Genomic DNA, 14,418 nt, shown 5'->3' with positions numbered 1-14,418 from the left:
TCCAGGGAGAGAAGAGATCCGCCGTCAGATGGGGAACACGTGCACGACCGTGACAGGGCGCGGACGACCGCCGCCGATACGAGCCGAGCGTCCCAGCAGCCCGCCCGACCACGGGCGGCTCCGGGGAGCCTCACGGCTCTCCAGGCGGCTGCCGGGAACGAGGCCGTGGTGCAGATGTTGCGCCAGGCCGGGCACCTGTCCGCGGAGCAGCACCAGCACGGTGCCGGCTGTGGGCACCAGCAGCCCGAGGTACAGCGGTCAGCCGTCCATGACGTGCTGCGTGCCCCTGGACGTCCCCTGGACGAGGCCACCCGTGCCGACATGGAGGCCCGGCTCGGCGCCGACTTCTCCGACGTACGGATCCACAGCGACTCGGCGGCCCGGTCCTCCGCGGCCGAGGTGGGAGCGCGGGCGTACACCTCGGGCAGTCACGTCGTCGTCGGGGACGGCGGCGCGGACCGGCACACCCTGGCCCATGAGCTCGTGCACGTGATCCAGCAGCGCCGGGGCCCCGTCGCCGGGACCGACGACGGGACCGGTCTGAAGGTCTCCGACCCCGCCGACCGGTTCGAACGGGAGGCCGAGGCCACCGCGCGACGCGTCATGGCGGGGCAGGCGACCGTGGTGCACGACGCCGGTTCCCCCGCGCGCGCGGGGGCCGGTGGGCCGGCCGCCGTGCAGCGGATCGTCAAGGTCACTCCCGGCATGTACATGCGGGGAGTGGAGGCCACCGAACAGACCTTCACCGCGGCCCAGCTCATGCGGTATCTGGCGATCGCCGTGCAGGACGAGGTGAGCCGCGCCCAGAACCTCAGCCCCAAGGGCGAGTTCCAGACGAAGCTCAACAAGATCAAGCGGGGGCTCAGGGGCACCACCCTCGGGATGCCGGAGGCCCTCCGGCTGACCACCGCACTCGTCAGTGAGGTGAACACCTTCCTGGAGAGCCAGGAGACCTACGTCTCCGACTACAACCCGCCGGACCACGCGGAGGGACCGGGCGCCATGGTTCCGGTGCCGAACGCCGCCACCCGGTACGCGACGGCGCCGAGCACCGAGGAAACCGGCTACTACCACACGTCCCTCTCCGGCCAGACGGAGCCGTATTGGGGGAACGACGACACGATGAGGGAGAAGACCGGCCGGGCACTCGGCCCGGTCGTCGCCGCGGGCGCCCCGCAGGAGCAGCCGAGGCTCCAGAACCATGCCCGGGGCGGGGCGAACCTGCCGCTGACGCGGCTCACGTTGAGGCAGGCCGTCGAGATGCTGCCGCGCCCGCTGCTCAACCTCATCTTCGATGTGCGCTACCAGTTGGAGACACCGGACACGGGACAGCGGCAACCGGTGATCGACGAGCGGACCGAGGCCCAGAAGGCGGTCCGCGACAAGAGCCCCAACCAGCCGGGCACGTTGCGCAGTTGGCACCAGGACGACTACGGCAGACTCCCCGACAACCAGTTCGACCCCGCGGCCGTCCCCGCGCATGCCCAGCCGCTGCACGCCCACTACACCGCTCACTCGCAGTCCGGCGCGGGCTCCTCGGTCCAGAACGCGGCCACGGCCCCGCGCGGCTTCGCCGAGTACACCGGCACGGGCAGCGACTGGGAGCACAACGTCAAGGTGGTGCTCGACTACATCAACAAGCGTGTCTACCTCACCCTGACGCACTACCAGTACTGGGCGCTGATCCCGTCCGAGAGCGGTGGCGGGCCGTACACGTTCTGGCAGGGACCGGGCCAGAATCTGCAAGTCGCCCAGGCGGAGCTGCAGGAGCAGCCGCGCGGCGCGAGCGGAACCATGATGAGTCCCTGGCTGGAGATCGTCCTGTCCTGACCGGGGGACCGTCCACTGCGGTCATCTCACCGTCATGGCCATGCTCATCGCACCATCATGGCCGTGCTCATGGCGTGACTTCCACCAGGCGGGGGGCGGCGAAGCACCAGCGCAGCCACAGCACGGATTCGATGTCCCAGAACGGTGCCGCCGCGAGGCCGTCCCGCACCGGGATACGGAACCCCTGGACCGCGACGATCGCACGCAGCGTCATGTGGACCCCGGCGTAGTCCCGGGCCACCCCGGCCCAGTCGGGGTGGACGTCGTCGCCGTGGACGAGGGGGTAGCGCCCGACGAAAGCCGCCCAGTCGCCCGCGCCGTTGATCTCGAGGACGGCGGCGGCGGGAACGGCGACCGGCAGGTGCCACGTCTGCCAGGGCCGGGGGTGGAGGCTCGACCCGAGGTCGAGGTAGATGCGCCACATGCCGGGCCCGTCACGCCGTGCCGTGGACGTGTAGAGCCCCGTCTGGAACGGCTTCGTACTGGGCGGGCCAGGATGGTCGCCGGGCACGGTGAACCGATCCGGGTCCAGGGCGGGCCGCCGGTCCGGTACCAGGCAGTGTGGGCTGGTGCCGATCCAGTGCTGGCGGCCCCGGTCGAGCGGCCCGCGGACCAGGCTCTCCTCGTCCCGGCGGAGCCGGTCCAGCAGGCGGCAGTCGTCGGCCATCTCGTCCGCCTCCGTCGTCTCGGAGGGAGCGAGGATCGCGGGCCCGCCCGCCAGGGCCGCCATTTCGGGCTCGGTCCAGCTCGTCATGACGGAGGTGAAATGGCGCAGCGCGGCGTCGGTGCCGGTGGTCAGGTCGTCGGCCGCGTCGAGTTGCTTCACTCGCCGGCTCAGAATCCGGGCTGAGGTGGGGCGCACGCTGGAACTCCTTCCCCGGCGGCGCCCCGTGCGGCAGGCGCCGCTCTTCCGACGCGGCCGCGGATCAGCAGGAGAGAGCCACCTCCTGGCCGAAGCCGTTGGAGGACCCGGTCGGCGGCCGGTAACCGGGCGGGAAGACGACCTTGAAGTACATCCAGCCGCGGTAGTTGCCGGGGCTGCACCTCACGGCCACGTTGTTCTGGCCGCCTCGGGTGTTCCGCTGCGTCCTCAGCCGGGACTGATTGACGAGCCGTCCGTTCTTGTAGAGGGCCGCCCGCGTGGTGATCTCCGGCACCGCACCCGTGCACGAGACCGTCACGACGACGTTGACCGTGCCGGGCACGTGCGTGGAGTTGTGCGGACGCTGCACCTGCCCCTCACACCGGATCACCGCCGAGGCGTCGGCATCCGAGCCGGACCGCCCCGCTTCCACTCGGCCATCGCTCGGCCCCTGCCCGGCGGGCACCGCGGCCGGAGCGGACGGATCGGGCCCCGCCCCTCGTGCCGCGCCGGGCGACGTACTGCCGATGAGTGCCAGGACCGTCATCGACGCCGCGGCGACCGTCGTCTTCCACATCCGCACGTCTGCTCCTCCGTGTTCACCTGCTCCGGTCGGTGCGCTTGCACCGAACACGGGAGGCTACAGTATGTAATCGTGTCGCTACATATAGCAACCTACTTGGTGTCGATGGTCGGCAGGTAGCGCGGTGCTCGCCAGGCCTTGAGGCGGTGCTCCACCGCCGCCCCGAGGGACAGGAGTTCGGCGTCCTCGTGGTCGCCGGCCATCAGGAGCATGCCGACCGGCAGTTCGTTCACGGTCCCGGCGGGCACCGAGAGGGACGGGTATCCGGCGACCGCCGCCGGTGTGGAGGACGGGATGACGTCGTTGTCGCCGCGTGCGCAGTCGGTCGTCCAGGCGGGCGGGTTCGTGGGGGCGGCGATGGCGTCCAGGCGGTGGGCGGTCATGGTCTCGTCGATGGAGCGTCGGGAGAGGTCCTTCAGTTCGGCGCGCATCACCCGGTAGCCGGGATCGGTGGTGGGCGGTGCGGCGAGGGCTTGTTCGAAGAGCTCCTGGCCGGTGAAGCAGCTCTGTTCCTCGGGGTGGGCGCGGTTGAACTCGATCAGTTCGGCGAGGTCTCGGGGGCCCTCGCGTGTGCTGAGGTAGGCGTCGAGGTCCCGGTGGAACTCGCTGAGCAGTGCCGGGAATTCGAGTTCGGCGAGCCGTGCCTGGTACGGGGGTGTCACCTCGACGACCACGGCTCCGGCCTTGCGGAGCTTCTCCGCCGTACGGGTCATCACCGCGTCCACGTCGGGTCCGAGCGAGGGCAGGCGCCACAGGCCGATCCGCTTGTCGCGCAGGCTGGTGCCCCACTGGTCCGCCGCCGCGCCCTTGTCCGGGAGGCTCGGCAGACCGGGGCGGCTCTGGAGGCCCGGGAGGCCTTGCGGGCCGCCAGGGCGGGCGCCGTCACCACGCGAGCCCTTGCGGCCGCTCAGCACCGACAGCGTGAGCGCGGTGTCGATCACGTTGCGCGCCATGGGGCCGGCCGTGTCCTGCTCGGCGGAGATCGGCACCACGCCCGACCCGCTGACCAGGCCGAGGCTGGGCTTGTGGCCGACGACGCCGTTCATCCCTGCCGGGCACACGATGGAACCGTCCGTCTCGGTGCCGATCGCCACCTGCGCCAGTGACGCGGCGAGCGCGGCGCCGGAGCCCGACGACGAACCGCACGGATTCCGGTCGAGGACGTAGGGGTTGCTGGTCTGCCCACCCACCGCCGACCACCCCGATGTCGGCTTCGCGGCCCGGAAGTTGGCCCATTCGGACAGGTTGGTCTTGCCGAGGATCACCGCCCCCGCCTCGCGTAGCCGGGTCACCAGCGCGGCATCGGTGCTCGGCGGGCTCCCGGCGAGCGCGAGCGATCCTGCCGTCGTCGGCATGTCACGGGTGTTCACGTTGTCCTTGAGCAGAACGGGGATCCCGTCCAGTGGCCCAAGGGTCGCGCCACGCCGGTGTCTGGCATCGCTGGCGGCGGCCTGACGCAGTGCGGTCGGGCTGGTACGCAGCACCGAGCGGATCTTCGGGTCGATGTCCTTGATCCGCCGCAGGTAGGCCCGGGTCAGCGCCGACGAGGTCAGCGAACCGTCCGCCATGCGCGCCTGTAACTCCGGAATCGTCACCGTGTCCAGGTCGACCCCCGGAACGAGCGGTGACCCGGTCACCGGCGACGAGCTGTCGGTGCGATGCCCGGCGGCTTGGGCACCGGCATGCGGTACGACCGTCAGCAGGGACCCCGCGACGAGGGCGGCGGTCATTGCGGCCATGCTCCTCTTCCTCATGCGGGTCAGCGGACTACACGGGCACCGTCCGGCGCAAGGGTGCGGGGCCACGGCAGTTCGCGAACGCCGCGCTCATGTCCGGGACTTGGCCACCGAGCTGACCTGCGCAAACGTAGTGGAACCCGGTGTCAGTGACCGTGTCAGTGGCGTGACAGGGGGCTGACAGGCCCGGCGGACATCTTGGAGACATCGGCCCCACCGGGACCGCACGCACCATCCACTCGCCGCCCGTCGCACCGAAAGGCACACCACCATGTCCGTCACCCTTACTGTCCAGGACAAGCACACCCTGCGGACCGCCGCGTACGGCGCCGTCTCGCTGCTGGCCGCCGCCGACGCCGCCGGCTCGCCCCATAAGGTCGCCACCCACGGCTCCCTCGCCTTGAGCTCCGCGACCGGCCTGGTCGGGCACGTACTCGCCGAGAAGTCGAAGATCGAGAACCTGAACGGCAAGTCCGTCGCCGCGCTCGCCGACCAGGTGCTGCCCGCCCTCACCGCGGCCATGGGCCTGCTCAAGAACCAGGCCCCGGCAGAGGCGGACAACTTCCGCGACGCCATAGACGTCGCCATCGAAGCGGCCGCCCGCGCCCACAAGGGCGAGCCCACCCCCGCCATGACCGCGATGACCCGCAAGATCACCGGAGCCCTCGACGCCGCGTGACGGCAGGCCTCGCAGGGCCCGCCGTATCGCCGTACCGCCGTACGCAAGGAGATTCATGATGGGACAGAACAACAGCGGCTTCTCCGAAGCCGGACTGCGCAGAGTGCGGGACGTGCTGGCACGGCATGTCGAGTCCGGCAAGATCCCGGGGCTCGTCGCCCTGGCCGGCCGGGGAGACCAGACGTACGTCGAAGCGATCGGGACGATGCGCCATGACGGCGATGCGCCGATGCGCCGGGACACCGTCTTCCGGATGGCGTCCACGTCCAAGCCGGTCGCGATCGCGCCGGTGATGATCCTCCTCGACGAGTGCAGGCTGCGCCTCGACGACCCGGTGGAACCGTGGCTGCCCGAACTGGCCGATCGGCAGGTGCTGAAGCGGGTCGACGGTCCGCTGGACGACACCGTGCCGGCAAGGCGGCCGATCACCGTACGGGACCTGCTGACCTCGACGTTCGGGCTCGGAATGGACGTGACGACGCTCGGCACCCCGATCCAGGCCGCCATATTCGAGCAGGCGATCTGGAGCCAGGGAGGGGAGCCGGCGCCCGAGCCGGACGAGTGGATGCGCCGCCTCGGCACGCTTCCGCTGATGTATCAGCCCGGAGAGCGCTGGCAGTACCACATCAGCCATGACGTGCTCGGCGTGCTGGTCGCCAGGGTCACGGGCCAGCCGTTCGAGGCGTTCCTGCGCGAGCGCGTCCTTGATCCACTGGGGATGAAGGACACCGGTTTCCATGTGCCCGCCGACGAGATCGACCGGCTGCCGCCCAGTTACGTCCCTGATCCGCAGACCGGCGAGTTCATCGTGTGGGACGAGGCGGCGGAGGGACGGTACAGCCGGCCTCCGGCGTTCCCGGCGGGCGGCGGCGGGCTGGTCTCCACCGTCGACGACTACTACGCGTACTTCCGGATGCTGCTGAATCAGGGAATGCACGGGAAGGACCGGATCCTGTCGCGCCCCGCTGTCCAGCTGATGACCACCAACCGCCTCACGCCCGAGCAGCAGACCGCCCGGGAGACGCTGGCCCGCGACAACGTCCATGTGTCGTTCGGCCAAGGGCAGCACGGCGGCTGGGGCTTCGGGATGGCGGTACGCACCTACCGCGGCGACTACGCCCCCGTCGGCCAGTTCGGCTGGGACGGCGGCACCGGCACCACGGCGTACGCCGACCCGGACAAGCGGCTCACCGGGGTCCTGCTCACGCAGGTGGGGATGTCCACCCCGGACGCGGCGCGGCTCATCCACGACTTCTGGACGACGCTGTACCAGGCGGTGGACGACTGATCCCACGGTCGGCGCCGGTCCCCTCGCCGATCACCGGAGTGGTGATCATCATGGCACCGTGACGGAAAACGCCGAGAGCCCCCGCCCCGTTCAGGCACACATGGCATCCCATGAGACGGAAGAGACGGACGGGCACGGGGCGGGGCTCGCGGTGACCACCGCCGCGTTCGCCTTTCTCCTCCTGCGGCTGTTCGCCGTGTCCGGCTACGACTGGCACACCGCTTTCGCGGTTCTCCACACCCTCGACCTCGACGACACCATCGGCCTCGTCCTCGGCACCGTGATGGCCGACTCGTTCGCCTCGGTGCTCTTCCTCACGCTCCTCCTGCCGGTCGCCGTCCTCCGGCTCGTCATGGAGGCGCGGGCCATGCGGGAGGCCAGGAACCGCGCGCTGGTGGAGGGCCGGCCTGCCGAGCGGCCCGACCTGGCAGGCGCGATGCTGCTGCTGATCGCGGTCGTGGCCGTCGTCGCGTACGTCGGGACCTTCCACAGCTGGTGGGTCCTGCTGGTCATGGCCGCGGTCGGCGGACTGGTCCTCGGGATCGGCTACGGCGTACGGGCCGGGGGACAGCTGCGGAGAGCCGCCTTCTGGGCCACACGTCACCTCGTGGCGCTGGCCGGCCTCGCGATGCTGCTCGGAGCGGCGACGATCACCACTCCGTGGGTCCCGCTGGAACGGATCGAGATGCGTGACGGCGAGGATCTGCGGGGGTACGTGATGCAGGCCGAGCCCGGGTTCCTGAAGGTGCTGACCGAGCATGGGCGGCACTTCCACATCCTGACGGATCAGGACGTCAGGTCGCGGGAGGAACTCGTGGGGCACTGAGACTCGTGGAGCACTGAGAGGCGAGCATGCCCGTACGGAGTGAGGGGTACGGGCATGCTGCGCGGACGCTGCCTACGACCGGACCGCGGGCGTCCCCAGTGGCAGGACGATCGCCGTGGCGGCTATCCCGTCGCGGACGATCCACTGGCCCGGGAACACCTTCAGCTCGACGCCCTCCACCACCGGCCCCTCCACGAGCAGCCGCGCCGTGAACGTCCCGTCCGGGTCCAGCTCCACCCGGGCCTCCTCGAAGCCGAGCCAGCGGCCGGTCAGGGGGAACCACGTCTTGTAGACGGACTCCTTGGCACTGAACAGCAGCCGGTCCCACGGCGTGCCCGGATGCCGGGCGCCCAGGCCGGCGAGCGCCGCACGCTCCGCCTCGTCGGCGATCAGCCCAAGGACGTCAGGGTCCCGCAGCGGCTCGCCCGGCTCCGCGTCGACGCCGAGCGAGGTCACCTCGTCGGCACGGGCCACGACCGCCGCGCGGTAGCCGGCGCAGTGCGTCATGCTGCCGACGACCCCCGCCGGCCAGCGCGGCGCGCCCCGCTGGCCCGGCAGGATCGGGGCGGGCGGCACGCCGATGCTCTTCAGCGCGGCCCGCGCGCAGTGCCGCACGGTGGTGAACTCGTTGCGCCGCTTGGCCACCGCGTTCGCCACCACCGCCTCCTCCTCGGGGAAGAGGACGGCGTCGGCGGGGTCGTCGTGGGTCTCGACGACGGTGACGGGCACGGCGGACAGCAGGGATGCCAAGGGGCCGGAGGAACCCGGGACTTGGCGCACGGGTATCGAGGGTGACGTCACGAGGGATCACGGTACCCGGCGGACGCCGCGCGCGGGCGGACAGTGACCTGTGCCACCCGGCGCCGCTCCCGGCGTGGGCGGTGCCCGGCGAGCGCCTACGCTGGCGTGATGCAGGACGAGTACCGCACAGTGGCCCGCGAGGGCGTGCACGAGACCGAGATCAGCCGTTCGCGGTTTCTGTGCGCCCTCGCGCCCGCGGCCACCGAGTGGGAGGCCCAGGACTTCGTCGCGCGCATCCGCAAGGAGCACCCGACGGCCAGCCACAACTGCTTCGCGTACGTCATCGGGGCCGACGCGGCGATCCAGAAGGCGAGTGACGACGGCGAGCCCGGCGGCACCGCGGGCGTCCCGATGCTCCAGATGCTGATGCGCCGCGACATGCGGTACGTCGCCGCGGTCGTGACGCGCTACTACGGAGGCGTCAAGCTCGGCGCGGGCGGACTCATCCGCGCCTATGGGGGAGCGGTCGGCGAGGCGCTCGACACGCTCGGCACCGTCACCCGGCGCCGCTTCCGCCTCGCCACCGTCACCGTCGACCACCAGCGCGCGGGCAAGGTCCAGAACGATCTGCGGGCGGCCGGCCGTGAGGTGCGTGACGTCCGTTACGGCGACGCCGTCACCATCGAGATCGGTCTTCCGGACGCCGACGTGGACGCCTTCCGGGGCTGGCTGGCCGACGCCACCGCGGGCAGCGCGGAGTTCGAACTCGGCGGAGAGGCGTACGGAGACGCCTGACGAGCGGGGCCCCGGGGAGCCGGGGCCCGGGGAGACGGACGGATACAGGAGTAGCCGCCCGTGATGTCCGACCCGCCCGTTAGTCTCGGGGATCATGAGGCTGCTGCACACGTCCGACTGGCATCTGGGCCGATCGTTCCACCGCGTGAACATGCTCGACGCCCAGGCCGCCTTCATCGGTCACCTGGAGTCGACCGTGCGCGAGCGCGACGTCGACGCCGTCGTGGTGTCCGGCGACGTGTACGACAGGGCGGTGCCGCCGCTCGCGGCGGTCGAGCTGTTCGACGACGCGCTGCACCGGCTCGCGGACCTCGGCGTGCCGACGGTGATGATCTCCGGGAACCACGACTCGGCGCGCCGCCTCGGCGTCGGCGCGGGCCTCATCGACCGCGCCGGCATCCACCTGCGCACCGACCCGGCCGCCTGCGCGGAGCCCGTGATCCTCGCCGACCGCCACGGCGACGTGGCCTTCTACGGCCTGCCCTACCTCGAACCCGCCCTGGTCAAGGACGAGTTCGGCGTGGCCAAGGCGGGCCACGAGGCGGTCCTCGCGGCCGCCATGGAGCGGGTGCGGGCCGATCTCGCCGGCCGCGCGCCCGGCACCCGTTCCGTCGTGCTCGCGCACGCCTTCGTCAGCGGCGGCCAGGTCAGCGACAGCGAGCGGGACATCACCGTGGGCGGTGTCGCGGCGGTCCCGGCCGGCGTGTTCGAAGGCGTCGACTACGCCGCGCTCGGGCATCTGCACGGGAGCCAGACGCTCGGCCCGCGCGTGCGCTACTCCGGCTCCCCCCTGCCGTACTCCTTCTCCGAGGCCGACCACCGCAAGAGCATGTGGCTGGTCGACCTCGGCCCCGAGGGGCAGATCGAGGCCGAGCGCGTCGACTGCCCGGTGCCGCGCGCGCTCGCCCGTCTCAGGGGCACCCTCGAGGACCTGCTCGGCGATCCCGCCCTCGCCCGGCACGAGGAGGCGTGGGTCGAGGCCACCCTGACCGACGCGGTACGGCCCGACGACCCCATGGCGCGCCTCTGCGAGCGCTTCCCCCACACCCTCAGCCTCGTCTTCGACCCGGACAGGGCACCCGACGACCCGGACGTCTCGTACGCCCAGCGGCTCCAGGGCCGCAGCGACCAGGAGATCGCCGAGGACTTCGTCGCCCACGTGCGCGGCGCGGGTCCCGACACGCACGAACAGGCGGTCCTGCGGTCCGCCTTCGACGCGGTCCGCACCGAGGACACCCTGCGCGAGGTCGCCCGATGAGACTCCACCGCCTCCGCATCACCGCCTTCGGGCCCTTCGGCACCACCCAGGACATCGACTTCGACGACCTCTCCGCCGCCGGGATCTTCCTGCTGCACGGCCCGACGGGTGCGGGAAAGACCTCCGTACTCGACGCCGTCTGCTACGCCCTGTACGGATCGGTGCCGGGCGCGCGGCAGGGCAGCGGACAGGGCATGACGCTGCGCAGCGACCACGCCCCGCAGGGCACGCGCACGGAGGTGTGCCTCGAACTCACCGTCGCCGGGCGCCGCTTGGAGATCACCCGACAGCCGCCGTGGGAGCGGCCCAAGAAGCGCGGCACGGGCACGACCACGGAGAAGGCGCAGAGCTGGCTCCGCGAGGGCACCCAGGCGGGCGGCTGGAAGGACCTGAGCCGGTCCCACCAGGAGATCGGCGAGGAGATCACCCAGCTGCTCGGCATGAGCAAGGAGCAGTTCTGCCAGGTCGTGCTCCTGCCCCAGGGCGACTTCGCGCGCTTCCTGCGCGCGGACGCGGAAGCTCGCGGCAAGCTGCTCGGGCGCCTCTTCGACACGCGCAGGTTCGCCGCCGTCGAACAGCGGCTCGCCGAGCAGCGGCGCACCACCGAGGCCGAGGTCAAGGAGGGCGACGCGGCGCTCCTTGCCGACGCGCACCGCATGCAGCAGGCCGCGGCGGACGCCGGCCGGGACACCGAACTGCCCCTGCCCGACCTCGCGCCCGGCGACCCGGGCCTCGCGACGGAGGTCCTGACCTGGGCCGCCGTCGCCCGCACGGCAGCCCGTGAGCGGCTCACCATCGCGCACTGCGCGCTCACGGCCGCCGAATCCGCGCAGGCCGCCGCCGAGCGCCGCCTCGCCGACGCGGCTGAACTCGACCGGTTGCAGGCCCGCTTCGCCGAGGCGCGGGAGCGAGCCGCGCGGCTCCACGCGCGCGAGGCGGAGCAGCGGGAGCGCGAGCACCGCCTGGAGCGGGCACGCAAGGCCGAGACGGTCGCCCCGCGCTCGGGATGCGCGAAGCCGCCGAGGCCGAGCACCGCCGGGCGACGCGGGAAGAGGCACGCGCGCGTGCACACCTGCCCGAGACCTTCGAGGCCGCGGCGCGGCGGGCCTCGCCGCCGCCCGCGCGCAAGGCCGCCGAGGAGCTCGGCGGCCTCGGCTCCGCCTGGCGCGCCGAGCAGCGGCTCGCCGACATCACCGCCGAGCGCGCCGCGCTGGACCGGCAGGAGCGCGCCGACGACGACCTCTTGCAGGACGCATCGGGCTGGCTCGACGGCTGGGAAGCGACCCGGACCGCCCTTCAGGAACGCGTCGCGTCCGCCCAGGAAGCCGCCACGCACGCCGAGCGACTGGCTTACCGCCTCGAACCCGCGCAGACCCGCCTGGACGCGGCCCGCCGCCGCGACCGGCTCGCGCACGACGCGGCGGCGGCGCGGGAGCGCGCCTCACCGCCCGCGAACACGCCACCGCCACCCACGAACACTGGCTCGCCCTCAAGGAACAACGCCTCGCGGGCATCGCCGCCGAACTCGCCACCCATCTGGCGGACGGCGAACCGTGCGCGGTGTGCGGAGCGACGGAACATCCCGCTCCCGCGCGCAAGACCGCCGGTCACGTGGACCGGAGCGCCGAAGAGGAGGCGCTCGCCGCCCACCGCGCCGCGCTGGAGTCGCGCTCGGCCGCCGAGCGCGCGCTCGGCGACGTACAGGCGTCGCTGACGGCGGCCACGGAGGCGGCGCGCGGCGGCTCGGGCGCGGAAGGGGACGTCGACCAACTGACCGCCGATGAGCCGACCGTTGACGAACTTGCCGCAGACGTAGCGGAGTTGAGGCGCTCCTACGCCGAGGCCCGTGACCGTGCCTCCGGGCTGCACGCCGCACGGGAAGCGCTCGCACAGGCCGAGCGCGAATACGACCGACGGGTCGCCGGACAGCAGGAGGCCGCGCGCCGCGCCGCGTCACGGGCCACCTTGCGCGAAGCCCTGGAGCGCGAACAGGAGTCCCTCGGCGCGGAGTTGTCCCGCGCGCGCGGACGGCCGGCAGCGTCGCCGCCCGCGCCGCCCAGCTGGAGCGGCGGACGGCGCTGCTCACCGAGGCCGCGGACGCCGCCCGCGCCGCGGACGACACGGCCGAGCGGCTCAAGGCGGCGGACGCGCGGCTCGCCGACGCCGCCTTCCGCGCCGGGTTCGACACGCCGGAAGAGGCGGCCGCCGCCCTGCTCGACGACGCCCGGTACCGCGAACTCCAGCACCGCATCGACGACTGGCGGAACGAAGAAGCCGCCGTCCGCTCCGTCCTCGCCGAACCGGACACGGCCGCCGCGCGCAGCGGCCCCCGCCGACCTGCCGGGCGCGCGGGCGGCGGCAGCCGCGGGCCGACGCCTGCGGGCCGCGTCGTCCGCGCTCGACGCCGCGGCGGGCGCTGCGCCGAACTCGACAGGCTCTCGGCCCGGACCGTCGCCGGGACACGCAGGCTGGCCCCCCTGCGCGCCGCCTACGACCGCGTGGCACGGCTCGCGGGGCTGGCCGCCGGCACCTCCGCGGACAACGAACGCAGGATGCGCCTGGAGTCGTACGTCCTGGCCGCCCGTCTCGAACAGGTGGCGGCGGCCGCGACGGTCCGGCTGCGGCAGATGTCATCCGGGCGGTACACCCTCGTGCACTCCGACGACCGTACGGGCCGCGGCCGCTCGGGCCTCGGCCTGCACGTCGTCGACGCGTGGACGGGCCGCGAGCGTGACACGGCGACGCTCTCCGGCGGCGAGACGTTCTTCGCCTCACTCGCGCTCGCGCTGGGCCTTGCGGACGTGGTCAGCGACGAGGCGGGCGGCGTACGCCTGGACACGTTGTTCATCGACGAGGGCTTCGGCTCCCTCGACGACCAGACCCTGGACGAGGTCCTCGACGTCCTCGACTCGCTGCGCGAGCGGGACCGCAGTGTCGGCATCGTCAGCCACATTGCTGACCTGCGACGACGGGTGCACGCGCAGCTGGAGGTGGTGAAGGGGCGGGCCGGATCGTCCGTACGGCAGGGCGGCGGCGGGTGAGAGCTCGGGCTGCCGCCGCCAGCGAATGCCCTGGGGGCCGGCCCCGTGCCTTCTGCCGTTCCACACGCCCGCACACGCCCGCACTCGTGCGCCCCAGCGGCAGCTCGGTCCACTGCCGAACACCCTCCTCGACCAGACGGCCGTACACCGCTCATATCCTTGATCGCGCGGTCTCCGTGGATCTTCCGAGGTGAGCTAGAGCCAGCCGGCTCTGATGCTGGTCGCCGATCCTGACTCCACGTCGATCTTCGGGTGTCCGAGTTCGCCGGCCCACACCCGCTCCAGCACCCGGCGAACGGTGCCCACGATCTCGGGCGCCGCTGCCCGAAGGCTGTCTGCGTCCGCGGCCGAGATCTCGTCCGGTGAGATGCCGGCCTCCCTCAGCAGACTGGAGATGTCGGTGAATTTCTCAGCCAGCCACGCCAGCGGCTCGTCAGACAACCCCTCGACGAATGTCCGTGGGCCGGGTTCCCAGCCGACGATATTCGGGTGGTGGTGTGTCCGATCGAAGGTGTTCGGAGCGGCGTCCGCGTCCTGGAGGAGATCTACCCGCCATAGCGGGCGACCGATCGTGATGGGGCGCGCCGAGTAGATGGAGCCGGGCAGCTCGCCGCTTTCGAAGACTCGTAGTTCCAGCCGTACCCCGCGCTCGGGGGACTCCTGCCCGTGCAGCGGATTCGGATTCCGGAAGTAGAGGTCACTGAGCACGACACCGACCCGCTCAAAGGCGAATGCGTACAACACGCCAACTCCCTGGGCTACTCGTGTAACAGGCGAGT

The 14,418-nt window shown here is 72.2% G+C and carries 11 protein-coding genes and 1 pseudogene; 7 read left to right on the top strand and 5 right to left on the bottom strand.

The features are described 5' to 3' along the window. Nucleotides 1-174 precede the first annotated feature (174 nt). Nucleotides 175-1,830: a DUF4157 domain-containing protein gene (locus KKZ08_RS02720; protein WP_223778885.1), complete on the top strand. Its 1,656-nt coding sequence runs from the start codon at nucleotides 175-177 to the stop codon at nucleotides 1,828-1,830. Between the two features lie 67 nt (nucleotides 1,831-1,897). On the opposite strand, the gene KKZ08_RS02715 is transcribed toward KKZ08_RS02720, so the two are convergent. From KKZ08_RS02715 to KKZ08_RS02705, 3 genes are all read right to left on the bottom strand, one after another. Next, the gene (locus KKZ08_RS02715) at nucleotides 1,898-2,692 is read right to left on the bottom strand and encodes a hypothetical protein (RefSeq protein ID WP_223772888.1); all 795 of its coding nucleotides are present in this window, start codon (nucleotides 2,690-2,692) and stop codon (nucleotides 1,898-1,900) included. 64 nt (nucleotides 2,693-2,756) lie between these two features. Continuing rightward, a complete protein-coding gene (locus tag KKZ08_RS02710; protein ID WP_223772887.1) occupies nucleotides 2,757-3,269 on the bottom strand; it encodes a hypothetical protein in 513 nt (170 codons plus the stop codon). 98 nt (nucleotides 3,270-3,367) lie between these two features. Beyond that, complete coding sequence (locus tag KKZ08_RS02705; RefSeq protein ID WP_223772886.1) at nucleotides 3,368-5,029, bottom strand: amidase family protein; 1,662 nt, start codon at nucleotides 5,027-5,029, stop codon at nucleotides 3,368-3,370. Nucleotides 5,030-5,282: 253 nt separating this feature from the next. Between KKZ08_RS02705 and KKZ08_RS02700 the strand changes: the two genes are divergently transcribed. The 3 genes from KKZ08_RS02700 to KKZ08_RS02690 all read left to right on the top strand — a co-directional run bounded on the left by KKZ08_RS02700 (nucleotide 5,283) and on the right by KKZ08_RS02690 (nucleotide 7,804). Then, nucleotides 5,283-5,690, top strand: coding sequence for a hypothetical protein (locus tag KKZ08_RS02700; RefSeq protein ID WP_223772885.1), 408 nt, complete (start codon nucleotides 5,283-5,285; stop codon nucleotides 5,688-5,690). A 58-nt stretch (nucleotides 5,691-5,748) separates the two neighbouring features. Further along, nucleotides 5,749-6,978: a serine hydrolase domain-containing protein gene (locus KKZ08_RS02695; protein WP_223772884.1), complete on the top strand. Its 1,230-nt coding sequence runs from the start codon at nucleotides 5,749-5,751 to the stop codon at nucleotides 6,976-6,978. Nucleotides 6,979-7,078: 100 nt separating this feature from the next. Next, nucleotides 7,079-7,804: a hypothetical protein gene (locus KKZ08_RS02690; RefSeq protein WP_223772883.1), complete on the top strand. Its 726-nt coding sequence runs from the start codon at nucleotides 7,079-7,081 to the stop codon at nucleotides 7,802-7,804. A gap of 72 nt (nucleotides 7,805-7,876) precedes the next feature. Here the strand turns inward: KKZ08_RS02690 and KKZ08_RS02685 are convergent, their stop codons facing one another. Beyond that, entirely contained in the window at nucleotides 7,877-8,554 is a 678-nt protein-coding gene (locus KKZ08_RS02685) for a 4'-phosphopantetheinyl transferase superfamily protein (RefSeq protein ID WP_223778884.1), read from the bottom strand. Between the two features lie 159 nt (nucleotides 8,555-8,713). Here KKZ08_RS02685 and KKZ08_RS02680 point away from each other — a divergent pair, with 159 nt between their 5' ends. From KKZ08_RS02680 to KKZ08_RS02670, 3 genes and pseudogenes are all read left to right on the top strand, one after another. After that, complete coding sequence (locus tag KKZ08_RS02680) at nucleotides 8,714-9,340, top strand: YigZ family protein (RefSeq protein WP_223772882.1); 627 nt, start codon at nucleotides 8,714-8,716, stop codon at nucleotides 9,338-9,340. A gap of 94 nt (nucleotides 9,341-9,434) precedes the next feature. After that, on the top strand, nucleotides 9,435-10,598 hold the full coding sequence (locus tag KKZ08_RS02675; protein WP_223772881.1) for an exonuclease SbcCD subunit D: 1,164 nt from the start codon (nucleotides 9,435-9,437) through the stop codon (nucleotides 10,596-10,598). Then, a pseudogene (locus tag KKZ08_RS02670) lies at nucleotides 10,595-13,639 on the top strand (SMC family ATPase). Before KKZ08_RS02675 ends, KKZ08_RS02670 begins: the two are co-directional and overlap by 4 nt. Nucleotides 13,640-13,834: 195 nt before the next feature. Here the strand turns inward: KKZ08_RS02670 and KKZ08_RS02665 are convergent. After that, the gene (locus tag KKZ08_RS02665) at nucleotides 13,835-14,383 is read right to left on the bottom strand and encodes a hypothetical protein (RefSeq protein ID WP_223772880.1); all 549 of its coding nucleotides are present in this window, start codon (nucleotides 14,381-14,383) and stop codon (nucleotides 13,835-13,837) included. Between the last annotated feature and the right edge of the window lie 35 nt (nucleotides 14,384-14,418).

This window comes from Streptomyces sp. 135 (assembly GCF_020026305.1).
In the GTDB taxonomy this organism is placed as follows: Bacteria; Actinomycetota; Actinomycetes; order Streptomycetales; family Streptomycetaceae; genus Streptomyces.
This window is presented reverse-complemented; position numbering and strand designations above follow the sequence as displayed.